This is a genomic window from Novosphingobium ovatum, from assembly GCF_009909235.1.
Classification (GTDB): domain Bacteria; phylum Pseudomonadota; class Alphaproteobacteria; order Sphingomonadales; family Sphingomonadaceae; genus Novosphingobium; species Novosphingobium ovatum.
In genome coordinates this window covers 540,781-562,304 of record NZ_JAAAPO010000003.1, presented here as the reverse complement: position 1 = coordinate 562,304, position 21,524 = coordinate 540,781, and the positions used below count along the sequence as shown (strand labels likewise).

Here is a 21,524-nt window from a genome sequence, read left to right as displayed (position 1 = left end):
GTGTCCAGCACGACCGTCAACGCTGGCTCGGTCTCGGTCACGAACGCGGTGACGGCTGCTTCGGTCTCGGCCGGCACGGTTTCGTCGAACACCGTCACGACCGGCTTCGTCAACACCTTTGACGTCAACGCCAGCAACAACGTCTATACCAACGGCGTACAGGCCAGCACCTATGTCAGCACCGCCACCCTGTCGGCGGCCACGGTATCGGGCACCACGGTCAAGGCAGGCAGCGTTTCGGTCGCAGGCGCGGTGACGGCATCGACCGTTTCCGCAACGGCTGTGTCGGCCCTCACCGTCACCGGCGCGAGCGCGACGCTCAGCGGCTATGTGTCGTCAAATAGCGTGATCACCAACGCTGTCACGGCCACCACCGTGTCGGCAGCCACGATCAGCGGCGCCACCATTTCGGGCACCACGGTGCGGGCTGGTTCGGTTTCGGTGACCGGCGCTGTGTCGGCGGCATCGGTTTCGGCTACGACGATCGAAGGTACCACCGCCAAGCTGAGCGGCACCGTCTCGGCCGGTAGCGTGTCGACCGGCAGCGTGTCGGCCACCTCGGTTGCCGCCACCAGCTACACTGGCACCAATGCCACGCTGACGGGCACCGTTTCGGCGGCCAACGTTTCGGCCACCACGGTTTCGGCAACGAGCGCGATCGCGTCGAACGTCTATGCCACCAGCAACGTCTATGCCATGGGCGTGGAAGCCACGGCCTATGTCAGCACCGCCACGCTGTCGGCCAGCAACGTCTCGGCCACGATCGTCAATGCCGGGTCGGCTTCGGTGACCGGTACGGTTTTGGCCGGTAGCGTGTCGACGGCCCAGGTCTCGGCGGGCACCGTTTCGGCCAACACCGTTTCGGCCAACACCGTTTCGGCAACTACCGTCTCGGCCACCACCTTTGCTGGCACTGACGCCACGCTGACCGGCACTGTCTCGGCAGCCAACGTGTCGGCCAACACGGTGTCGGCAACGACTGTCTCGGCCACCACCTTTGCTGGCACTGACGCCACGCTGACGGGCACTGTCTCGGCGGCCAACGTGTCGGCCACCACGGTGTCGGCAACGACCGTCTCGGCCACCACCTTTGCTGGCACTGACGCCACGCTGACCGGCACTGTCTCGGCGGCCAACGTGTCGGCCACTTCGGTGTCGGCCACCTCGGTCTCGGCTGGCACGGTCAGCGCGACCTCGGGCTTCCTGACCAACCTGACGGTCAGCGGCGCCACCACCACCAATGGCATCACCAACACCGGCGCCATCGCCACCACCACGCTGGCGACCACCGGCGCGGCTTCGGTCGGCACCAACCTGACGGTCGGCGGCAACAGCACCGTTTCGGGCAACAGCACGGTGACGGGCAATGGCCAGTTCGGCGGCAACCTGAGCGTGGCTGGCAACTACACCACGGTGGCCGGCAACATCAGCACCTCGACCGGCATGATGCAGGCCGGCACGGTGACGATCAACAGCGGCGGCACCAACCGCATCAGCGGTCTGGGCAATGCCACCTTGTCGGCCACCTCGACCGACGCGGTGACCGGGCAGCAGCTGTTCGCCACCAATCAGGCGCTGACCGCTCTGAGCTCGACCGTGAGCGCGCTCGATGCGCGTGAAGCGGCCCACTTCAACCTGCTGAGCCGCCAGAACCGCAAGGCGTTCCAGGGCGTTGCGATGGCCTTTGCCGCCAACGCCGCGCCGATGAACCTGGCCAATGGCGAAAGCGGTGTTGCCGGTGGCGTGGGCGTGTTCGAAGGCCAGGTCGCTGGCACCGTGCGCGCGCAGATCGTCTCGAAGGGCGGCATCGGCCTTGGTGGCACGGTCGGCTTCTCGGGTGACTCGGTGGGTGGCGGCGTCGGCGCCAGCATCAAGTTCTGATCGCCAGAGCCTAAGCCATGAAAAAGGGCGCGCCGGTTATCCCCGGCGCGCCCGATTTCTGTCTGACGGCGCAAAACGGTCAGGACGGGCCAAGGCCAAACGCTGCCCGCTCGCGGTCGACGTAGACCTTGCAGACCTCACTCATTTTCAGAATGTAGATCACCGCCGGCGGAAAGCCGAGCATGGCATTGTCGCGATAGCCAAGGTCGATCTTCTCGACGAGGCTTTGCGGGGTGATCTTGAGCTCACGCAGGCAGGTGGTGCGGCCGCGTTTGGCCAGCGCGTTGACCAGCGTGTCATCGACAAAGACATAGTTGATGCTGTCATTCAGCCCCAGCACATAGGCGCTCTTTTCAGCCGGAGACAGGCGGCCCCACAATTGGCCACTGTTGATAAAGCCATCAGCCCGCGCCGGGGCGGAACCCAGCAGCATGGCAGTGGCAAGAGCCATGGAAAAAATACGGCGCATCATTCTGCTTCCCGGTTGATCATTGCACGGCGCAGTCATACCCAGAAGCCGATCAAAAGTATGCGGTTTTCTGACCAAAACGACCACATGACGAACAGCTTCACAGGCAAGGGAACGAGCATAGCATGAGCCTTGGCAAACGGTTGGTGGTGGGGATCACCGCGGCGGCCGCCGATCAACCCGGCGCCCACGATCTGTGGGTGGGCAGCACCAATCAAAAACGCCTGTTGCTGGCCATGATGCTGCGCCGCCTGCCCGATGTGGCCGAGGTGCTGCTGGTCGCGCCCACAGGAGGCGCGGTGCATCCGCTGGCCGCCTGGGCAGGGCTGCGCGTGGTCGAACCGGCCGATGCGGTCGAAATGCTGGATCTGTTGATTGAATGCGATGCCAAATGGCTGAACCAGAACGGGTTTGACCGATTGCACCGGCGCGGCGGGCGGATCATCGCCTATGTCCCGGACAATCTGATGCTGCGCAACATGCAAGAGGTGGTGCATGGCCAGACCGGCGGCGACATCCCCGTCGCGCAGGGCTATGACGCGGCATGGCTGCACCCGCAGCACCGCCATATGAACCAGTCCTATTGCGCCGCGATCTATTCGCCGCAGGTGCGCGACATGCCGCAATTATGGTCGCCCATCATGGCCGAACGCGCCGCGATGGAACTGGGCAACAACCCGTTCTGGCGCCCGCCTGAACATGGCAAGTTCGTGCTGGGCTGTCTGGACGGCAATGCCAATGTGTCGGACGGGTTCCATTTCCCACTGCTGGCGGCCGAACACGCGTGGCGCACCGATCGGTCCGCCATATCGCGCCTGTTGCTGTTCAACACGCTGCACCTGCAGGCGGCGGCGCATGTCAATGAAATGATCAGCGAACTGGACATCGGCGCAACGCCGGGGACGGTCTCGCTGGAGGGGCGGTTCAACACCATGTTGATGCTGGGCCGCGAGATCCAGATGGTGGTGGCGCATCGCTGGGCCGATCAGGCGCCACATCTGTTCTTTGAAACGCTGCATTTTGGCTGGCCACTGGTGCATAATTCCGACCTATTGGCCGATGTCGGCTATCACTATGCCACGTTTGACCCGATCGGCGGGGGCGCGGCGATCCTGGAGGCGGCGCGCGACCATGCCGCCACCCACGCCCGTCAGGCGCAGGCCCGCCGCGCGCTGTTCTGGCAGGCCAGTCTGGACAATCCGGCCAATCAGCGACAGGTCGCCGATCTGATTGCCGACGCCTTTGCCCGCCCGCCCGCCGCTGCCTGAGCAGAAAGACCCCAGATGTCCCAGATCCCCCCCGTGCCGCGCTACAAGATCGCCATCACGCTCGACTTCATGGACGAGGCGTTCGGCGGCCTGTTCACCAACGGCCTGCGCCAGAACGCGGTGTTCCTCTACCGCCTGTTTGCCGCCTCGCCCAATTGTGAAAAGGTGTGGATCTGGAATCTGGGCGGCCCGGATTTCCAGTTCCCCGCTGGCGTGATGGGCATTCCGGCCGATGCCGTCGTCCGCTTTGACGACATCAAGGACGAGGTCACCCATGTGCTGGTGATCGGCACCACGCCCGGCCCCGAACAGCGCGCCCATCTCAAAGCGCGCGGTTGCCCGCTGATCAATTACAAGGGCGGCAATTCGGCGGTGCTCTCGATGGAAGGCGTCACGGGGGCGGGGTTTGAACGCTATTGCGAGCGCTATTTCGACCGGGACTGGTATGACAGCGTGCTGATGACGCCGCAGCACACGCGCTCCTATGGCAAATGGCTGGAAACGCTGTACCGCGTGCCGGTGCGCGAAGTGCCGCAGATCTGGGACAGTGGCTTTCTGGAACTGTACAGCCAGAAGGAACACACCGTGTGCCAATACCAGCCGGGCGGCAAACCCGCGCTGAGCCAAGGCGCGGGGCGGCGCTGGCGGGTGGCGATCTTTGACCCCAATGTGACGGTGATGAAGAGCTCGCACATGCCGATGCTGGTGTGTGACGCAGGCTATCGCGCGCAGCCCGACCTGTTTGAAAAGATCTATGTCACCAATGCTGTGCGTAGCATCGACAACCTCCATTTCCGCCAATTTTCCAGCATGCTCCCCAGCGCCAAGGCCAAGGTGCTCTCGCTGGAGGAGCGCTTTGTCACCTTTGACTTCATGGCGCGCCACGCTGACGCGGTGGTGACGCATCATTGGGAAAACGGGCTGAACTATCTCTATTACGAAATCTTGAGCGGTGGCTTCCCGCTGATCCACAATTCGGAATTTATGCGCGATTACGGCTATTACTATCCCGATTTCGACGCGCAGACGGGCGGTGCGGTGCTGGTGCGGGCGCTGGAACAGCATGACGCCCATCTGGACGCCTATCGCGCGCAGGTGGACGTGTTGCTGAACGCCATCCGCCCCGAAAACCCGGCCAACATCGCCTTGCACGAAGCCCATATCTGCGGCCAGGCAGCAGCCTGACCCGACCTTTGGCGCGGCCCAAAACGGTGCGGGGGAAAGCGTCCTGTGGCAGGCCGCAGCGCGCCGGGCCGCCATCGCCGCAGGCACGGCGCAATGGCGGCTGTCCGCGCGGGGCCAGATCGCCCTGCCCGATGCCCGCCCATCGCAATGTCAGTAAATGGCGCGCCCGGCAGGGTTCGAACCTGCGGCCCCAAGCTTAGAAGGCTCGTGCTCTATCCAGCTGAGCTACGGGCGCGCGGCGATATGGATCGCGCTTTGCCATAACCACATCCGGCCGCCTTCGCCAAGGGGGCGCAACCGCTGGCCAGCGCGATCCGGGCAATAACCCACAGGCGCGGCGGGCTTTTTACCGTTGGCGGCGGCAGACATGCCCGCGTTAACATCTTGCCAACCTTGTCCGCTCTGGCAAAACGGGGCCACAACCGCCCCAGCCACAGGACCGCCCCCACCATGAGCCATCCCGATCACCCCCTGCCTCACGTCGATGCCGCCCAACTGGCGCACAAGCCGATGCGCTATTTCGACGTCATGATGGCGGCTTTTGTGGCGATCCTGTTGCTGTCCAACCTGATCGGCGCGGCCAAGACGACGCAGATCACCCTGTTTGGCCATGATCTGGTGTTTGGCGCGGGCATCCTGTTCTTTCCCATCAGCTATATTCTGGGCGACGTGTTGACCGAGGTCTATGGCTATGGCCGGGCGCGGCGCTGTGTATGGGTTGGCTTCTTCGCGCTGATCTTCATGGCGTTCATGAGTCTGGTGGTGGTCGCCATGCCGCCCAAGGCCGATTGGGGATGCGCCGCCAGCGCCGATCCGATGTTTGCCGCCGTGCTGGGCGAAAAGGGCGCGGGCGCGATCTGCCAGTCCACCTATGTCAGCGTGTTCGGCAGCACCTGGCGCATTGTGGGCGCCAGCGTCATCGCCTTTTGGGCGGGGGAATTCGTCAATTCGCTGGTTCTGGCCAAGATGAAGGTGTGGACGGGCGGCAAATATCTGTTCACCCGCACCTGGGGCTCGACCATCGCGGGACAGGCGGTTGACAGCCTGCTGTTCTATCCGCTGGCGTTTCTGGGGGTGTGGACGACGCAGGCGGTGGTGATGGTGCTGATCACCAATTGGGCGCTGAAGGTGGCGTGGGAAATATTGCTGACGCCCGCGACCTATGCCGTGGTCGGTTTTCTCAAACGCGCCGAAGGGGTGGATGTGTTTGACGAACACACCAATTTCACCCCCTTCCGGGCAGAGGTCTAATCCGGCCAAGCCGCCGTTAAACATTGGTAATCACAACGGTTTTTTGCTTTTGGCGCGGTCATCGGTCGGTGATCGCGCCTTTTGCTTGCGCGCGCGTTAACCGCCGCGCCACCCGGTCTTTGGCCCCCTTCGTGCCGTATTGGAACAGACAGACGGGGATAGGCGGGCAAAGACCTCTCGAAAAACGCACAACAACTGGTAAATTTCAGGTTACTGCGCTCATGCAGCGTTCAGGCAAGTTTTTGGTAAGCATTATTCGAGCGACCACAGGAAACCGCATCACCCCATGTCAACCACCCTCGCCCTGCCCCTGACCCACAGCCCCGCCAACGGCGGCGGCACGGGCGTGCGGCGGGCATTGCTGCTGGCCGCCGCCTCGCTGGCGCTCAGCCCGCAACTGGCCCGCGCGGGAACGCCTTCGCTGATCGTCACGGCCGATCAGATGCTGACCTTTGGCACCATCGTCGCGGTGGGAACAGGATCGCGCACGATCCACCCCGACGGCGCGGTGGATAACGAAGGCGTTGTCCCGCTGGGCGACAGCACCGCGCGCCCGGCGCAATTCACCATCACCTATGACAGCGGCAACACCACAGGCGGCGGCTATCAATTGATGGTGCAACTGGTGCTGGCGGCGGTGGACATTGGCGCGGTCAACGGCGTGCGCGGCACTTTGACCAATTTCCGCACCGACATCGCCGGGGTTGGCACGCTGCAACCGGGCAATATCGGCAGCTTCACGCTGGCCAATTGTTATGCGCGGGTCTGCACCACCAGTTTTCGCGTTGGTGCCCGGCTGGACCTGTCGGGCAATCTGGCCTCGGCGCCCTTACGTTTTCCGTTGCCGCTGGCGGTCAACGTGATCGAGATGGCGAACTGAGCCGATGCGCGCCCCCCTGCCCTTGATCGCAATCGCGGCATTGGTGGGACTGGCGCTGCCGTGCGCGGCGCAGGCCGCTTCGGGCCACAGCAGCAGCGCGACCGGCGCGGCGATGGCCACCGTCATCCGCCCGCTGACCGTGGCCAAGTTGAGCGATCTGGTGTTCGGCAATATCACCATGGCCTTCAGCCAGGACGGCACGGTAACGGTGGCCGCGGACAAGAGCGGGGCGACCTATACCGGCGGGGCGCGCCCGCTGTGCGGCCTGTCGGGCTGCGGCAGCGTGGCGGTGGCCGAATTTCAGGTCACCGGTGAGGCGGAGCGTTTTTACACGATCTCCGTCCCGACCGAGGTCAGCGCGCAGGGCATTTCACTGGAGCCGAGCACACGCGGGCAGGCGGTCAAGGCGGTGACGGTCGATTCGCTGTCGGTTTTTGCCGCCAGCACGGGGTCTGCCACCACTGGCCGGCTGGATTCGTCGGGTCAGGACACGTTTTCGGTCGGCGGAAGGCTGATTCTGCCGCTGAACTCCGCTTCGGCGGCCTATTCAGCCACGGTACCGGTGATCGTCACCTATATCTGAATTCGCGCGGCCAAGTGGTGACCGTGGCGGAATCCGGCCACCATAGGCGCGACTGCGTATTGATTACGCAACAACTCCCCGCAACGCACCCGCCAATACCCGTAACACAGCGTCACCATATCGCAGAATGCGTTCTGGACCGACACACTTTAGCCAAGACAGATAAGAGGCATTACTTTATAAGTTAACGGTTGTCGGTGATAAATATGTGCATTAATATAAATATTAACCACATTGTATCGACAATATATTGAATATTAACTAGAGGCTTTACCCGAAAACGCCGTCATAAATTTAAAGTTAACAGGTGATTAGGTGTATCCACTAGTACTCTGTTTAACGGTCTGGGCCTAATCAGAAACCACGCCGGGTGGCGAAGCGAAAACATCACCGCCCGACGTCGTTAACTTGGACCGCCTCGGATTGAATGGGAAAGATCCGGGACTGCAGAATGGGGAATATACCATGAAGAAGATTCTGATCGCTGCCGCCGCTCTGGCTGTTTCCGCTGCTCCGGCCTATGCCGCTTCGGGCAACACCTCGACCGCCGCTGGCACCGCGACCGCCGAAGTCGTCGCCCCCATCGTTCTGACGCACGCCTCGGGCGCCGCTCTGAGCTTTGGCAAGTTCACCACCGGCACGGGCGGCACCGTGGTTGTCACCGCCGCTGGCGTGGGTTCGGTCACCGCTGACGTGGGCTTCGTCCCCGGCTCGACCGTCTCGGCTGACAGCTACTCGCTGACGGGCGATGCGAACCGCAGCTTCTCGATCGCCACCACCAGCGGCAGCGTCTCGAACGGTTCGCGTTCGATGTCGTTCACGACCGCTCCCTCGGCTTCGGGCGGCACGCTGAGCGCTTCGGGCGCCGCTTCGTTCACCGTCGGTGGCACGCTGACGGTTGCCGGCACCGAGCCTGCTGGCGTCTACACCGGCAGCTACAACGCCACCGTGACCTACAACTAATCCACTGCCCCCAGGGGCCAGGATTACACGCACAGCCGGGTCCGACCAACAGGTCGGGCCCGGTTTTGCGTTGCGCGCCACGGATGCGGCCAACTGGTTAACATCGGCCAAATGCAGAACGCGCCAACCAGCGTCAAAGCCACCAGAAGCGGCCGCCACACCCCACCCAAAAGCGCCGATTCCCGCAGGGTTTCCGGCATTTTTTGAACTTATTTTCGGTTACTGCCGCATTAAGTAGATTCGCAAGGAACCCGTTCACGGCCTTTAACCTATTACAGGATCAACGACGGGCGGCCTGACCACCTCCGCCAAGCGGCCCGGGCGTTAATTTTGACCACCCTGGATTGAATGGGAAAGATCCAGGGCTCTTGAATGGGGAAATTGAGACCATGAAGAAGTTTCTGATCGCTGCCGCTGCTCTGGCTGTTTCCGCTGCTCCGGCCTATGCCGCTTCGGGCAACACCTCGACCGCCGCTGGCACCGCGACCGCCGAAGTCGTCGCCCCCATCGTTCTGACGCACGCCTCGGGCGCCGCTCTGAGCTTTGGCAAGTTCACCACCGGCACGGGCGGCACCGTGGTTGTCACCGCCGCTGGCGTGGGTTCGGTCACCGCTGACGTGGGCTTCGTCCCCGGCTCGACCGTCTCGGCTGACAGCTACTCGCTGACGGGCGATGCGAACCGCAGCTTCTCGATCGCCACCACCAGCGGCAGCGTCTCGAACGGTTCGCGTTCGATGTCGTTCACGACCGCTCCCTCGGCTTCGGGCGGCACGCTGAGCGCTTCGGGCGCCGCTTCGTTCACCGTCGGTGGCACGCTGACGGTTGCCGGCACCGAGCCTGCTGGCGTCTACACCGGCAGCTACAACGCCACCGTGACCTACAACTAATCCACTGCCCCCAGGGGCGCAGGATTACACACACAGCCGGGTCCGACCAACAGGTCGGGCCCGGTTTTGCGTTGCGCGCCACGGATGCGCCACGGCGTCGAATGTGTAATTTTGCCTAAGTTTTTAGGCCTAACTGGTCATTAATCATTTTCCTTTAATCCGTGTCAGCAGGCAGCAGACGGCGATCCCTTCCCCATTGGGCGCTCATGCGGCTGATCAGAATTGATCCGGCTCGGCTTTCCCATTCACCGATGCCCGGACAGACACGGAGGTCTGGAAAATGAAGAAGATGCTTCTGGCTGTGGGTCTGTTGGCGATGACGTCGGCCCCGGCAATCGCGGGTTCGGGCAGCACCTCGACCGCCACCGGCACGGCGACCGCCAATGTTGTGGCCCCGGTCGTGCTGTCGCACAATTCGGGCGCTGCGCTCAGCTTTGGCCGCTTTACCACAGGTACGGGCGGTTCGGTGGTTGTGGCCACCTCGGGCTCGGGCTCGACCACGGCAGATGTCACCTTTGTTCCCGGTTCGACGACCACGGCTGACGCCTTCAGCCTGTCGGGCGACCCCAGCCGCAGCTATGCCGTGTCGACCACTGCCGGCAGCGTCAGCAACGGTTCCAAGACCATGCCCTTCACCACCCAGCCCTCGGCCAACACCGGCGCGCTGAACAGCGCGGGTTCGGGCTCGTTCACCGTGGGCGGCACGCTGACCGTGGCGGGCAACGAGACGGCAGGTTCGTACACCGGCAGCTATAGCGCCACGGTGACGTACAACTAAGGTTTTTCAGGGCATGGCAGGGCGCGGGTTGTTTCCCGGATCGGCGCCCTGCCATTTCCCAATGGATCTTGCGTTTCCGCGTGAACGTCCAAATCCGCAAAAAGCCGGCCCAGAGCCGGCTTTTGTCGTTGATACTGTGCGATTTTCCCAAAATTCGGCCGTTTTGCACGCTGCGCATCCCTCTTGCCAATTCACCAAGAATTCACCATTCCCTGCGAAAAACTACCTATGGCCGGACGCACCGAGCCAAGCAGATGTTCCGGTCGCCATCCCTTTTCGCCTTTTTCTTGCAAGCTATGGAGTTTGCCACATGTCCACCTACGCCCGCATGGACCACGACCGTCTGGCACGGTTTCGCTCTGGGCGGATTTCGCGTCTGGCCCGCACTGGTTGCGCGCTGGCTGGCCTGTCCCTGACGCTGGTCAGCCCCGCTGCGGTCTGGGCGCAGGCAGCCCCTGCGGCAAAGCCCGCGCCGGCCGCCGCTGCGGCTCCGGCTGCTGCGCCTGCGGCTCCGGCCGCTGGTGCTGCTGCCCCGGCGGCAGGGGCTGCTGGCGCTGCTGGCGCAGGCGCCCCGGCCGCTGGCGGCGCGATTCCCGCCGCCGCGCCCGGTGCCGCGCCCGAAGGCTCGGTGGGCGGCATGGGGGACATCAACCTCTATCCCAAGCGCATCGTCATCGATGACCGCAACCGCGTGTCCAGCGTGGGGCTGTACAACCGCACCGCCAACACCGGCGATTATGACATCGACATCTCGGACATGGTGATGACGCCCGATGGCCGCCTGGTCACGCTGGACAGCCTGCCCGAAGGCGATCCGATGCGTACCAAGCTGCGTTCGGCGGGCGAAATCGTGCGCTGGTCGCCGCACCGCGTGACCCTGCCCGGCAACGAGGCGCAGATGGTGCGCATCATGGCCCGCGTACCTGAAAACCTGCCGGCGGGCGAATATCGCTCGCACTTTTCGGCGGTGGCGGTGCCGCCGGGCACCGATGGCCTGTCGATCGATCAGGCCACCGCTGGCCAGCAGACTCCGACCGGCATCGGCGTGCGGATCACCCCGCGCTTTGGCATTTCGATCCCGGTGATCATCCGCGTGGGCGAAACCACGCTGAACGCCGGGCTGAAAGACCTGAAGGTCACCGCCCAGCCCGATGGCACGCGCCTGCTCAGCTTTACCGTGACGCGCGAGGGCACCCGTTCGGCCTTTGGCGACATCACCATCACCGCGCCCGGCGCGGCCAAGCCTGTCGCCTTCCTCAAGGGCGTGGGCGTCTATACCGAACTGGCCGAACGCAAGGTTTCTGTGCCGGTGGACAAGGCGCTGGATGCCAAGCTGACCGCCGCTGGCGCCAAGCTGACGGTGACCTATGTTGACGATGACGTGACTCCGGGAAAACAACTAGCCCGGGTGGATTTTGTTGTGCCATAAGGGCACGGGACACAACGTGTGAGGGACCATATGCCGGGGGGGCTGATATCCCGGTACTTACGCCAAATTTTGGCTGCCTGCCTGTTGGTGGGCGGCCTTTTGGCGTTGCTGGCCCCCGGCTTGGCGCTGGCGGCGGGCACCCCGCCTGAACAGGTCAATTCGCGCTCGGCCCCGCCGCCGCCGCCCGCCGGTGGCAAGCCCGCCCCCACCGGCCATGCCACCGCCCTGCCCGGCGTCAAACTCTCGTCGCGCGATGAGTTGATCCTGGAAATCCAGACCGTCAACCGCGAGATGAGCGACACATTGACCGGCTATGGCCTGCGCAGCGGCCTGTACCTGCCGTTTTCCGACATGGTGCGGTTTCTGGACCTGTCGATCACCGTCAGCGACGATGGCCATTACGCCAGCGGCTGGTTCCTGCGGCAAAACCGGACGTTGCAGATCAACCTGCGTCAGGGCGTGATGGTGATCATGGGCAAGGAAATTGCCCTGAAACCGGGGGACGCCACCGCCTTTAACGGCGAAATGTATCTGAAGGCGGAGAAGTTCGAAGAGCTGTTCCCCATGACGCTGAAGATCGACATGCGATCGGCGTTGATCACGGTGACGACCAAGGAGCTGTTCCCGTTTCAGGAAAAGCTGGCGCGCGAGGCCGCGCGTGAGCGGTTGAGCGGCCAGTCCAAAGGCTCTGGCCCGGTGTTCCCGCGCCAGACAACCCCCTATCGCGGGCTGACTTTTCCGATCTTTGACGTGGAATGGCGGGCGCAAACCGACGGCGAATCCGGCCCGCGCACCGATTTCGACCTGCACGCATCGGGCGATCTGGCCTTCATGACGGCGCGCACCTATGTCGCCACCTCGACGCAGGGCGGGCTGACCGGGGCCAGTGTGCAGATCGGACGGCGCGATCCCACCGCCCGCCTGCTGGGCCCCCTGCACGCGACCGAGTTTCAGGCCGGCGACATCGGCACTGCCTCGCTGCCTCTGGGTCTGCGCGGGATCAGCGGACGCGGCGCCTATGTGACCAACACCCCGCTGGAACAGGCCAGCGTGTTCGACAAGATCGACTTCCGCGGCGAATTGCCCAAGGATTACGAGGTCGAACTCTACCGCAACGACCAGTTGGTCGGCTCCACCCGCGAGCAGGTGAACGGCCAGTATGAATTCCTGCAGGTGCCGGTCGATTTCGGCATCAACGTGTTCCGGCTGGTGTTTTACGGCCCGCTGGGCCAGCGCCGCGAGGAAGTGCGCCGCATCAGCGTGGGCGATGGTCGCATCCAGCCGGGCAAGCTCATCTATTACTTTGGCAGCGTCGAGCGCGAGATGTCGGTCGCCGGCATCCGCAACGCCAAAGCCACCCTGAGCGCCGACTACGGCGCCTATCGCCATGAAGCGATCCTGCAATATGGTCTGGCGCGCTGGCTCACGGTGGTGGCATCGGGCGCGATGTACCGGTCCGAAGGCGCCGACCGCTGGCTGACCACGGCGGGTTTGCGCACCGGCATCGGCAATCTGGCGATCAAGCTGGACGCGGGGATGGACAACACGGGCGGCACGGCCGGGGTAATTGGTCTGGGCGGGCGGTTGCTGGGCGTATCTTATGTCGGCAGCCACGCGATCTATCAGGGCGGCTTTATCGATGAAATGCGCAGTTCAGGCAGCCAACGCCTGTCCAGCGTCACCCAGCTGGACCTCAACCGCACGTTCAAGATCGCCGGGCACAACCTGCCCACCATGCTCAGCCTGCAACGGCTGCGCTTTACCAGCGGGCAGGAACAGATCGCCGCCACCTTGCGGCAAAGCACGATGATCGAGCGCTTCATGGTGTCGAACACGCTGAACATGGCGGCCAGCGCCTCGCCGGGCTTGGGCAGTTCGATGCAGATGAACGGGGCGATGGATATCTCGACGCTGACGGGGCGCACGACGCAATACCGCGCGACGGTGCAATACAGCGTCGTTCCCACGCCCAAGCTGAACGCCATCGGGCTGGAAATGGACCGCCCGATCGCCGACAATTTCACCGTCAAAGCAGCCGCCAGCCATGTGCTGGCCAGCGGGCAGAGCAGTGTCGGCCTGTCGGGCTCGCGCCGCTTTGGCCCGCTCTCGCTATCAGTGGAAAGCAGCTATGCCTTCCCGCGTCAGGCCTATACTGTGGGGCTGCGCCTGGGCTTCAGCTTTGGCCGCAACCCGTTGTCGCAGCGCATGTTTGTCGAACGCCCCGGCCTGTCGAACAGCGGCGCGGTGGCAGTCAGCGCCTTCCGCGACGAAAACGGCAATCAGACGCAGGACGAAGGCGAGCAGCAGATCGGCAAGGTGACGTTCTTTACCGGCACGCAGCAGGTCACCTCGACCGACAAGGGCGAGGCGCTGATGGGCGGGATTGGCGATGGCAACCGCACGGCCGTCAAGATCGACGCCACCACCCTGCCCGACATCTCGATGGCGCCCAGTTCGGTCGGGTACGAAATCCTGCCGCGCGCGGGTCGCATCCACATCACCCGCTTTGCCATTCAGCACCTCTCGGAAATCGAGGGCAAGGCGATGTTCTCCGACGGCACGCGGCGGCGCGGCGTGTCGGGCGTGACGCTGTTCCTGATGGACATGAGCGGCAAACGCGTCGCCAAGGTGCGGACCGAGGGCGACGGCTTCTTCCTGTTCGAATTGCTGAAACCGGGCGAATACCGGATCGAAATCAGCCCCGATCAGGCGCGCAACCTGAAAATCCGCATGGCGGGCGAATACCGCGTGGTGGTGGGGGCCAAGCGCGCCCCCGCCCCGGTGCAGCTGGAAATCCGCCCGCAATAAAGGCTCAGTCTGCCAGCAGCGCGATCGCGATATACACCACCGCCAGCGCGCCAAAGACAAACACCGTGCCCAGCACAAAGGCCAGCCGCACCCACAGCACGTCGATGTTGAAATAGCGCGCCAGACCAGCGCACACGCCGAACAGCTTGCCGCGCGTCTTGTCCAGACGAAAGCCGCTCTGGCCGGGGCGATAGGGATCAGTGTTCATCGGGTTCCTCCTGTTGGCGGGGCCAATGCGCCCACGCTTGGCGCCATCAATGCAGGGGGCGTGCCAATTGGACAAAAGCACGATTGTTCCCGGTCCCCCCGCCCGCCATGCACGCCCTGCCCGCCACCTATCGGCGGATTTCGCCATGGCTTGGGATAAATTCCCGCCGCGTCATGGGCTGCCCTTGCGCGCCTCTGGCCACCCCTGCGGCTTTGGGATAGGGCGGGCATCATGGCGCTCGACAACATCCGCCTTGGCTGGTTTCGCAACCATCGCGCCACCGCGATCGAGGGCACGCGCGCCTTCAACCTGTTGATCGGCGAAAATGGCGCGGGCAAAACCAATGTGCTCGAGGCGATCAGCCTGTTCGCGCCGGGCCGGGGCATGCGCCGCGCCGCGCTGGCCGATATTGCCGGGCACGATGGCGATGGCAGCTTTGCCGTCAGCGCCGAACTGGCCAGCCCCGCCGGCGCCATGCGCATCGGCACCGGCACCGCGCCCGACCGGCCGGGACGGCGGCTGGTGCGGATCAACGGCGCGGACGCCAGCGCGGTCAGTCTGGGCGAATGGCTGGGGCTGTTCTGGCTGACCCCGGCGATGGACCGGTTGTTCACCGATTCACCGGGGATGCGGCGGCGCTTTCTGGACCGGCTGGTGCTGGCGCTGATCCCCGGCCACGCGCGCCACGCGGCGCGGGCCGAACAGGCGCTGCGCGAACGCAACCGGCTGTTGTCGCTGCCACAGATGCCCGACGGGCGCTGGCTGGACGCGATCGAGGCGCAATTGGCCGAGGCGGGGGCGGCGCTGGCCACCGCCCGCGCCCGCCTGCTCACCGCGATGGAGGCGCATCTGGCGGGCCTGCCGCCCTCGCCCTTTGCCCGCCCCACGCTGGCCTATGCGCCCGGCGGCCCCACCACGCGCGACGCGCTGGCGCAGGCGCTATCCGATGGCCGGGCGCGGGACCGGGCGGCGGGGCGCACACTTACCGGCCCGCACCGCGATGATTTCCACACCACCATGGCCGCAAAAAACCAGCCCGCCGCCGAATGCTCCACCGGAGAGCAAAAGGCGATGCTGATCGCCCTGACGCTGGCGCATGCGGAAATGACTCTGGCCGACGAGGCCGTCGCCGATGCCCCGCCCCGCCCGCGCCTGTTGCTGCTGGACGAGGTGGCCGCCCATCTGGACCCGGTGCGGCGCGGCGCGTTGTATGAACGTCTGGCCGCCACCAACGCACAGGTCTGGATGACCGGCACCGAAGAGGCCCCCTTTGCCGAGATCCTGCCCCATGCCGCGACATGGCGCGTCGCCGATGGCGCCGTCAGCCGGATTGCGCGGCCCACGCCATAGGCGTCCCGAACCACCGCCGAGCCCGCCCCTGCCAGCGCCGCGCCGCGATCAGCGCTGCCGCCATGCCGCCCGGCACGCTGCGCCCTTGCGCCAATCGCGCCACCACCACCTCTGCCGGGCAGGGCAGCCGCGTCACCGGATCAACATAGCGCGCATAATCCACCAGCACATGCGCCACCAGATCATCAACGCACAACCGCGCCGCGTTCAGCCGCCGCCCCGGCACCGGCCCCAGGTCGCGCGTCAGCCCCCAGCCCGCGTAAAAGGGCACGCCATGGGTGGTCACATCGCACCCGCGCAACAAAGCCTCAAAACCGGTGAGCGACGACACCACATGCACCCCGTCCACGGCCGCCAACACCGCCGCCATGGGCTCATCGCCCAACACCCTGTCCGCCAACGCCGCCGCATCCGCCACCGCCCCGCGCCGGTGCCCGGCCAACACATCGGGATGCGGCTTGAACCAGATCTCCGCCCCCGGCTCGGCCGCGCGGGCGCGCAGCAACAGGGCGCGGTTGTCCACCCCCGCCCCGCCCAGCGCCATCGCCCGATCATCGCCCACCTGTCCCGCCACCAGCACCCGGCGGCGGCCATCGCGCGGCGGCAGATCCACCCCGCCGCCGCCTGCGCCATATTTGCCAATCCCGCCCGCCACCAATGCGCTGCGCAAAGCCCGCGCCCGGCCGCGCGCCGCCGCCTCCACCGGCCCGGTCAACAACCGCGCCTCCAGATCGCTGACCCGCGCCGGGTCCACAGGATTGCCGCCAAAATCCACGATCACCGACAATGGCGGCACGCAATCGGCCCCCAATCCGGCGGAACGGACATAGCCATCCTCAATCTCTGCCAAGCGCCCCCCTGCCGCCGCCAGCGCCGCGCCCCCCGTGCGCGCGACCCAGCACAGCGCCACCTGATCACCCGCCATATCGCCCACACGCCGCCGATGCCGCACCGGCCCGCCGCCATCCCACAGCAAGGGATCGACCATCGCCCGTTTCCACCGCGCCACGCCCAGCACCGCGCCAATCCGGCGGTTGCCGTCAATCAACGCGCGCCAATCAGCCAACAGCCGCGCCGCCGCAACCCAGCCCATGGACGCGCCCGTAAACGGATCGCGCGGCGCATATCCGGCCAGCGCCGCGGCCAAGGCGTCATGCCCGCCACCAGCCGCCAGCGCGCGGGCCAGATCTGCCTCTGCCCCCCGTACGTTGTCGTACCAAGGATCATGCGCCGGGTGCCAGAACGCCCCGCCCACGCGCCACCGTGCCAACGCCGCCGCCAACGGGCCCAGCTCCGCGCGCGGCACACCATCGCCCGGCCCCAGCAAAGCGCCCGCCCGATGCCCCGGAAAAGGCGGAACGCGCAGGAACGCCGCCTGCCGCAGCATGTATTCAGATCACGCCGGGGGCGAATTTCACCGCCTCATCCACCGCCTGACACTGGCGCAAAAACACCTCCAGCCGGTCCAGCGGCAGGGCGCATGGCCCATCGCATTTGGCGGCGGACGGATCGGGATGCGCCTCGACAAACAGGCCCGCGATCCCCACCGCCAGACCGGCGCGCGCCAACACATCCACCTGCGCCCCCCGGCCATCGGCGCTGTCAGCGCGGCCACCGGGGCGTTGCAGCGCGTGGGTCACGTCAAACACCACCGGCGCCATCGCCTTCATCGCATCCATGCCCAGCATGTCGACGATCAGGTTGTTATAGCCAAAACACGTCCCCCGCTCACCCAACAGCACCCGGCGATTGCCCGCCTCGACACATTTGGCGATGATGTGGCGCATTTCATGAGGGGCCAGAAACTGGGGCTTTTTCACATGGACCACCGCGCCCGTCCGCGCGATCGCGGCCACCAGATCGGTCTGCCGCGCCAGAAAAGCGGGTACCTGCAAAATGTCGGCCACCTGCGCCACGGGGGCGGCCTGGGCCACCTCATGCACATCGGTGATCAGCGACACGCCAAAGGCGCGCTTGACCTCCTCCAGCACGCGCAAGCCCTCCTCCAGGCCGGGGCCGCGATAGGAATGCAGGCTCGACCGGTTCGCCTTGTCAAAGCTGGCCTTGAACACAAAAGGCACCGACAGGTTGCGCGCGACCGCAACGAATTGCTCAGCCACGCGCAAGGCAATATCCCGCCCCTCAACCACATTCATCCCGCCGATCAGCACGAAACTGCGATCGTTGGAAAAAGTCACGCCATTGTCGAGGCGGATCACCTGTTCTGACACCGAGGGTGGAGTCAGATCGGGGGGGGCGGTGGGGGGCAATGCGCTGCCGGGCACAACGGCCGCAGAGCGCATGGCCCCATCGGACAGAGCATGGGGGCGTTCAACCGGCGATTCCGAAGGATTATCTCTATTTGCGGGCATGAAGAAATCATACAATTCCCCCACGCCTAGTCGACGCCGCGTTGTACCAGAATGGATTCAATCCGCGCGGCGTCTTGCGGATGGTTCAGTTCCACCACCGGCCAGCCGGGCGCATCGCATAGCGCCACCATCACCGGCGCGGCCCCTTCCAAAAAGCGTAACTGCTCCAACCCCTCGGCCTGCTCCAGCGCGCTGGGCGGGCGGCGGACATAGTCGGCCAAGGCCCATGGCGCATAGGCATAGACCCCCAGATGCACCAAGCCGCCCCCCGCCCCCGCGCCAAACGGCACCTGCGCGCGGGAAAAATACAGCGCCCGCCCGGCGGCATTGGCCACCACCATCGTCACCCCCGCGCCCTCTGCCCCCCCGCCCTCTGTCGCCGCGCCCTCTGCTCCACCGCGCAGCGCCGCCGTGGCCATCGCCGCGCCGCTGTGCCCCACCAGCGCCGCCACCGCCCGCGCCACCGCATCGGGCGGCATCAACGGCGCGTCACCCTGCACATTCACCACCACATCGGCCATCAGCCCCAACCGCGCCACGGCATCGGCGCAACGCTCGGTCCCGTTGCGGCAATCGGGCGCGGTCATCACCACCTGCCCGCCAAAACGGCGGACGCAATCGGCAATCCGCGCGTCATCGGTCGCCACCCATACCTCGGCCCGGACCGGCAAAGCCGCATCAGGCTGGCTCAACCCCCGCGCGTCCCCGTCCAGATCGGCCCGCAGCAAAGCGCCCGCCGTTTCCGTTCCGCCCGTCGGCAAAGGCACCCCCTGACGCTCCAGCGCCTCGGCCGCCGCCCGCGCCGCCTGCCAGCTCCACTCGATCAGCGGACGCGCAACGCCCCCCGCCCCACGCAACATCGCCAAAGGCTTACCCACACACCGGCTCGAGCCAAAGCGCGCCGGCACGATCACCGCCACCCGCAACGCCGAAGCCGATACCGCAACCTCCGCCGTGCCCCCCTCACGCGGGGCACCACGCACCAGTACGCGCGCGGCAGGCACCATCGCATCGCCCCCATCCTCCCACGGCTGATGCCACATCATCGGTCCGCCATGCCGCCCGTTTTCCATCCCCGTCCCCCTGTTCAGTTCAGCCCGATCTGCAACAAATCATGCATATGGATGATGCCGCAGGGCATCGCCGCCCCGCCCATCTGCTCCACGACAAAAATCGCCGTGATCTTGGCATCGTTCATCATCTGCAATGCGTCCGCCGCCGACGTATCGGCCGCCACACAGCGCGGACGGCGCGTCATCACATCGCCCGCCCGGCCATGGCCCAGCATCGCCACATGGCGGCGCAAATCGCCATCGGTGATCACCCCGACCAGCACGCCCCCCCCGTCCACCACGCCCACAATGCCAAAGCGGTGGCGCGAAATCGCCGCCACCGCCTGCGCCATTGGCGCGCCCCGATCGATCAACGGCACGCCATCGCCCCGGTGCATCACATCACCCACCCGCGTCAGCGCCAGCCCGATGCTGCCGCCCGGATGCAGCGCCCGCACGCTGTCGGCCGACACCCCACCCGCCGCCATCACCGCCAGTGCCAAGCCATCGCCCATCGCCATCTGCATCGCGGTGCTGGTGGTGGGGGCGGCCACGCCCTCGGCCTCGGCCACCTTGGGCAGGATCAGCGCGACATCGGCGCGTTCGGCCAGCCAACTGCCCGCCTGCCCCACGATGCCGATCACCCGCAGCCCGATGCGCCGCGCATGGCCCAGCACCGGCATCAATTCGCGCGTCCCTCCCGAATTCGACAGCATCACCACCACATCGCCCGCCATCAACAGGCCCAGATCACCATGCGCCGCCTCTGCCGGGTGGAGGAAACAGGCCGGTTTGCCCGTCGCGCACAGACTGGCGGCAAGCTTGCGCCCGATCAGCCCCGATTTCCCCATGCCGCACACCACCACCCGCCTTGCGCCCAGCACCAGCCGGCACGCCGCGGCAAAGCCATCGGCCAACGGCGATTGCCCCATGGCGCGCGCCAGATGATCCAGCGCCCGCGCCTCTGCCGCGATCACCCGCGCGCCGCATTGGGCCAGATCGCCGAGCCGGGACAAATCCGCGTTACAGATCAGTGGTTTCCGTTGCCAAATGCCGTGCCGCATATGCCATCCTGTGGCGCGCCAAGGCTGGCCCGCCCGCGTGGCCGACGCTATGCCGCAACCCCGCGCCGCCACCCGCGCACAGCCGCAGGACCACACAAGCGCAAGGCATCAGGCCCGAGGCAGATCAGGCCAAAGGTTGGACCGCAGGCACAGAGGCGCGCCGCCAGCGACCACAGCCACCAGCCAGCACATTCCGCGATGCGTCCCGAAAAAACCTGTTAAATCGCGTGTTTGGTCAGCGATTGTGCTATCAGACACAGGCCGCCTTCCGCGAAGCCTATTGCCTCCACATGCGATGCAACACCGCATTCGCCCGGATGGATCACGCGCGCTTCCCCGGCAGCATTCAGCGCGACATCCCCCTTAAGGGGAATAACGGAAACCGCACCAGTGCCATATCGGTTCATCAATGCAGCATCTGGAACCCCATCAACACGGTCCAGCCGGAAATGCGGCCCATCGACCAAAGCGACCGTTCCGGATTCATTCAGCCGCTGATGCCAGCGCGACAGATCATACGCCTGCCCCAACGCCACCGCCAAGCCTTCGTCCAAATGCAATTCGCGCGGGCGTCCATAATCATACAGGCGATAGGTGATGTCCGAGGTCTGCTGCACCTCGATCACTGACACGCCCGCGCCGATCGCGTGTACCGTGTTGGCGGGAATATAGAAAAAGTCACCCGGCGCGACCTTGTGCCACACCAGCATGTCCTCGATCCGGCCATCCAGCGCGGCCGCGCGCATCTCGTCGGTGGAGATCGAACGGTCAAACCCGATGCCCAGCGTCGCGCCGGGCTGCGCGTCCACCACCAGCCAGCACTCTTCCTTGCCCTGGCGGCCGATCCCCATCGCCAGTGTCTGCGCATCACTGGGATGCACCTGCACCGACAGCTTTTCGCTGGTAAAGATGTATTTGATCAGCAAATCGGGCAAAAGCGCGGGCGGCTCGAACCAGATTTCACCAACCCGGCGTGGCGCGCCATCGGCGTCCACCGGCGTGACAAAAGGCGCGGGCAGGCAATCACAGCCCCACACCTTGTCCACCAACCGGATTGGCAAATTCAACGCTTCGGCCACAACCGTCACCATTTGCT

General features: G+C 65.4%; 19 protein-coding genes and 1 tRNA gene. 12 read left to right on the top strand and 8 right to left on the bottom strand.

The genetic code is table 11. The features are described 5' to 3' along the window. Positions 1 to 1,881 (top strand): beta strand repeat-containing protein (locus GTZ99_RS10175; protein ID WP_161718411.1); only part of this gene is annotated, 1,881 nt, incomplete at its 5' end. A gap of 79 nt (positions 1,882 to 1,960) precedes the next feature. On the opposite strand, the gene GTZ99_RS10170 is transcribed toward GTZ99_RS10175, so the two are convergent. Beyond that, the gene (locus GTZ99_RS10170; protein ID WP_161718409.1) at positions 1,961 to 2,314 is read right to left on the bottom strand and encodes a hypothetical protein; all 354 of its coding nucleotides are present in this window, start codon (positions 2,312 to 2,314) and stop codon (positions 1,961 to 1,963) included. 161 nt (positions 2,315 to 2,475) lie between these two features. On the opposite strand from GTZ99_RS10170, the gene GTZ99_RS10165 reads away from it, so the two are divergent. After that, positions 2,476 to 3,618, top strand: coding sequence for a DUF2827 family protein (locus GTZ99_RS10165; RefSeq protein ID WP_161718407.1), 1,143 nt, complete (start codon positions 2,476 to 2,478; stop codon positions 3,616 to 3,618). A 15-nt stretch (positions 3,619 to 3,633) separates the two neighbouring features. After that, positions 3,634 to 4,803 carry a DUF2827 family protein gene (locus tag GTZ99_RS10160; protein WP_161718405.1) on the top strand — a complete coding sequence of 390 codons (1,170 nt, stop codon included), beginning with the start codon at positions 3,634 to 3,636 and terminating at the stop codon, positions 4,801 to 4,803. Positions 4,804 to 4,961: 158 nt separating this feature from the next. Here the strand turns inward: GTZ99_RS10160 and GTZ99_RS10155 are convergent. Next, positions 4,962 to 5,038: transfer RNA gene (locus tag GTZ99_RS10155), tRNA-Arg, on the bottom strand. A gap of 215 nt (positions 5,039 to 5,253) precedes the next feature. Here GTZ99_RS10155 and GTZ99_RS10150 point away from each other — a divergent pair. From GTZ99_RS10150 to GTZ99_RS10115, 8 genes are all read left to right on the top strand, one after another. After that, the gene (locus GTZ99_RS10150; protein WP_161718403.1) at positions 5,254 to 6,054 is read left to right on the top strand and encodes a queuosine precursor transporter; all 801 of its coding nucleotides are present in this window, start codon (positions 5,254 to 5,256) and stop codon (positions 6,052 to 6,054) included. A 286-nt stretch (positions 6,055 to 6,340) separates the two neighbouring features. After that, the gene (locus tag GTZ99_RS10145; RefSeq protein ID WP_161718401.1) at positions 6,341 to 6,934 is read left to right on the top strand and encodes a DUF4402 domain-containing protein; all 594 of its coding nucleotides are present in this window, start codon (positions 6,341 to 6,343) and stop codon (positions 6,932 to 6,934) included. Positions 6,935 to 6,938: 4 nt separating this feature from the next. Next, positions 6,939 to 7,517: a DUF4402 domain-containing protein gene (locus tag GTZ99_RS10140; protein WP_161718399.1), complete on the top strand. Its 579-nt coding sequence runs from the start codon at positions 6,939 to 6,941 to the stop codon at positions 7,515 to 7,517. A 465-nt stretch (positions 7,518 to 7,982) separates the two neighbouring features. After that, complete coding sequence (locus tag GTZ99_RS10135) at positions 7,983 to 8,480, top strand: DUF4402 domain-containing protein (RefSeq protein WP_161718397.1); 498 nt, start codon at positions 7,983 to 7,985, stop codon at positions 8,478 to 8,480. Positions 8,481 to 8,869: 389 nt separating this feature from the next. Next, positions 8,870 to 9,367: a DUF4402 domain-containing protein gene (locus GTZ99_RS10130; RefSeq protein WP_161718396.1), complete on the top strand. Its 498-nt coding sequence runs from the start codon at positions 8,870 to 8,872 to the stop codon at positions 9,365 to 9,367. 280 nt (positions 9,368 to 9,647) lie between these two features. After that, positions 9,648 to 10,145, top strand: coding sequence for a DUF4402 domain-containing protein (locus GTZ99_RS10125; protein WP_161718394.1), 498 nt, complete (start codon positions 9,648 to 9,650; stop codon positions 10,143 to 10,145). 310 nt (positions 10,146 to 10,455) lie between these two features. Then, the gene (locus GTZ99_RS10120; RefSeq protein ID WP_161718392.1) at positions 10,456 to 11,574 is read left to right on the top strand and encodes a fimbrial biogenesis chaperone; all 1,119 of its coding nucleotides are present in this window, start codon (positions 10,456 to 10,458) and stop codon (positions 11,572 to 11,574) included. 87 nt (positions 11,575 to 11,661) lie between these two features. Beyond that, positions 11,662 to 14,382 (top strand): MSCRAMM family protein, encoded by a 2,721-nt coding sequence (locus tag GTZ99_RS10115; RefSeq protein WP_227711229.1) that lies wholly within the window; start codon positions 11,662 to 11,664, stop codon positions 14,380 to 14,382. Positions 14,383 to 14,386: 4 nt separating this feature from the next. On the opposite strand, the gene GTZ99_RS10110 is transcribed toward GTZ99_RS10115, so the two are convergent. Then, on the bottom strand, positions 14,387 to 14,590 hold the full coding sequence (locus GTZ99_RS10110) for a PspC domain-containing protein (protein WP_161718388.1): 204 nt from the start codon (positions 14,588 to 14,590) through the stop codon (positions 14,387 to 14,389). 231 nt (positions 14,591 to 14,821) lie between these two features. On the opposite strand from GTZ99_RS10110, the gene recF reads away from it, so the two are divergent. Next, entirely contained in the window at positions 14,822 to 15,940 is a 1,119-nt protein-coding gene (recF, locus tag GTZ99_RS10105) for a DNA replication/repair protein RecF (RefSeq protein WP_161718386.1), read from the top strand. Here the strand turns inward: recF and GTZ99_RS10100 are convergent. From GTZ99_RS10100 to GTZ99_RS10080, 5 genes are all read right to left on the bottom strand, one after another. Further along, positions 15,912 to 17,327 carry a capsular polysaccharide export protein, LipB/KpsS family gene (locus GTZ99_RS10100; protein WP_161718384.1) on the bottom strand — a complete coding sequence of 472 codons (1,416 nt, stop codon included), beginning with the start codon at positions 17,325 to 17,327 and terminating at the stop codon, positions 15,912 to 15,914. The two genes, recF and GTZ99_RS10100, sit on opposite strands and share 29 nt — an antisense overlap. A 4-nt stretch (positions 17,328 to 17,331) precedes the next feature. Continuing rightward, positions 17,332 to 18,243, bottom strand: coding sequence for a 3-deoxy-8-phosphooctulonate synthase (gene kdsA / locus GTZ99_RS10095; protein WP_201742450.1), 912 nt, complete (start codon positions 18,241 to 18,243; stop codon positions 17,332 to 17,334). A gap of 95 nt (positions 18,244 to 18,338) precedes the next feature. Beyond that, entirely contained in the window at positions 18,339 to 19,385 is a 1,047-nt protein-coding gene (locus GTZ99_RS10090) for a cytidylyltransferase domain-containing protein (RefSeq protein ID WP_161718382.1), read from the bottom strand. A 14-nt stretch (positions 19,386 to 19,399) separates the two neighbouring features. After that, the gene (locus GTZ99_RS10085; protein ID WP_201742449.1) at positions 19,400 to 20,380 is read right to left on the bottom strand and encodes a KpsF/GutQ family sugar-phosphate isomerase; all 981 of its coding nucleotides are present in this window, start codon (positions 20,378 to 20,380) and stop codon (positions 19,400 to 19,402) included. Between the two features lie 266 nt (positions 20,381 to 20,646). Continuing rightward, complete coding sequence (locus GTZ99_RS10080) at positions 20,647 to 21,519, bottom strand: class I mannose-6-phosphate isomerase (protein WP_161718378.1); 873 nt, start codon at positions 21,517 to 21,519, stop codon at positions 20,647 to 20,649. Positions 21,520 to 21,524: the final 5 nt, after the last annotated feature.

Coding starts and splice junctions, on each gene's coding strand:
- GTZ99_RS10135 (WP_161718397.1), top strand. CDS start 7,983: ATGAAGAAGATTCTGATCGCTGCCGCCGCTCTGGCTGTTTCCGCTGCT.
- GTZ99_RS10160 (WP_161718405.1), top strand. CDS start 3,634: ATGTCCCAGATCCCCCCCGTGCCGCGCTACAAGATCGCCATCACGCTC.
- GTZ99_RS10100 (WP_161718384.1), bottom strand. CDS start 17,327: ATGCTGCGGCAGGCGGCGTTCCTGCGCGTTCCGCCTTTTCCGGGGCAT.
- GTZ99_RS10120 (WP_161718392.1), top strand. CDS start 10,456: ATGTCCACCTACGCCCGCATGGACCACGACCGTCTGGCACGGTTTCGC.
- GTZ99_RS10140 (WP_161718399.1), top strand. CDS start 6,939: ATGCGCGCCCCCCTGCCCTTGATCGCAATCGCGGCATTGGTGGGACTG.
- GTZ99_RS10150 (WP_161718403.1), top strand. CDS start 5,254: ATGAGCCATCCCGATCACCCCCTGCCTCACGTCGATGCCGCCCAACTG.
- GTZ99_RS10125 (WP_161718394.1), top strand. CDS start 9,648: ATGAAGAAGATGCTTCTGGCTGTGGGTCTGTTGGCGATGACGTCGGCC.
- GTZ99_RS10110 (WP_161718388.1), bottom strand. CDS start 14,590: ATGAACACTGATCCCTATCGCCCCGGCCAGAGCGGCTTTCGTCTGGAC.
- GTZ99_RS10130 (WP_161718396.1), top strand. CDS start 8,870: ATGAAGAAGTTTCTGATCGCTGCCGCTGCTCTGGCTGTTTCCGCTGCT.
- GTZ99_RS10165 (WP_161718407.1), top strand. CDS start 2,476: ATGAGCCTTGGCAAACGGTTGGTGGTGGGGATCACCGCGGCGGCCGCC.
- GTZ99_RS10090 (WP_161718382.1), bottom strand. CDS start 19,385: ATGGAAAACGGGCGGCATGGCGGACCGATGATGTGGCATCAGCCGTGG.
- recF (WP_161718386.1), top strand. CDS start 14,822: ATGGCGCTCGACAACATCCGCCTTGGCTGGTTTCGCAACCATCGCGCC.
- GTZ99_RS10145 (WP_161718401.1), top strand. CDS start 6,341: ATGTCAACCACCCTCGCCCTGCCCCTGACCCACAGCCCCGCCAACGGC.
- GTZ99_RS10170 (WP_161718409.1), bottom strand. CDS start 2,314: ATGCTGCTGGGTTCCGCCCCGGCGCGGGCTGATGGCTTTATCAACAGT.
- GTZ99_RS10080 (WP_161718378.1), bottom strand. CDS start 21,519: ATGGTGACGGTTGTGGCCGAAGCGTTGAATTTGCCAATCCGGTTGGTG.
- kdsA (WP_201742450.1), bottom strand. CDS start 18,243: ATGCGCTCTGCGGCCGTTGTGCCCGGCAGCGCATTGCCCCCCACCGCC.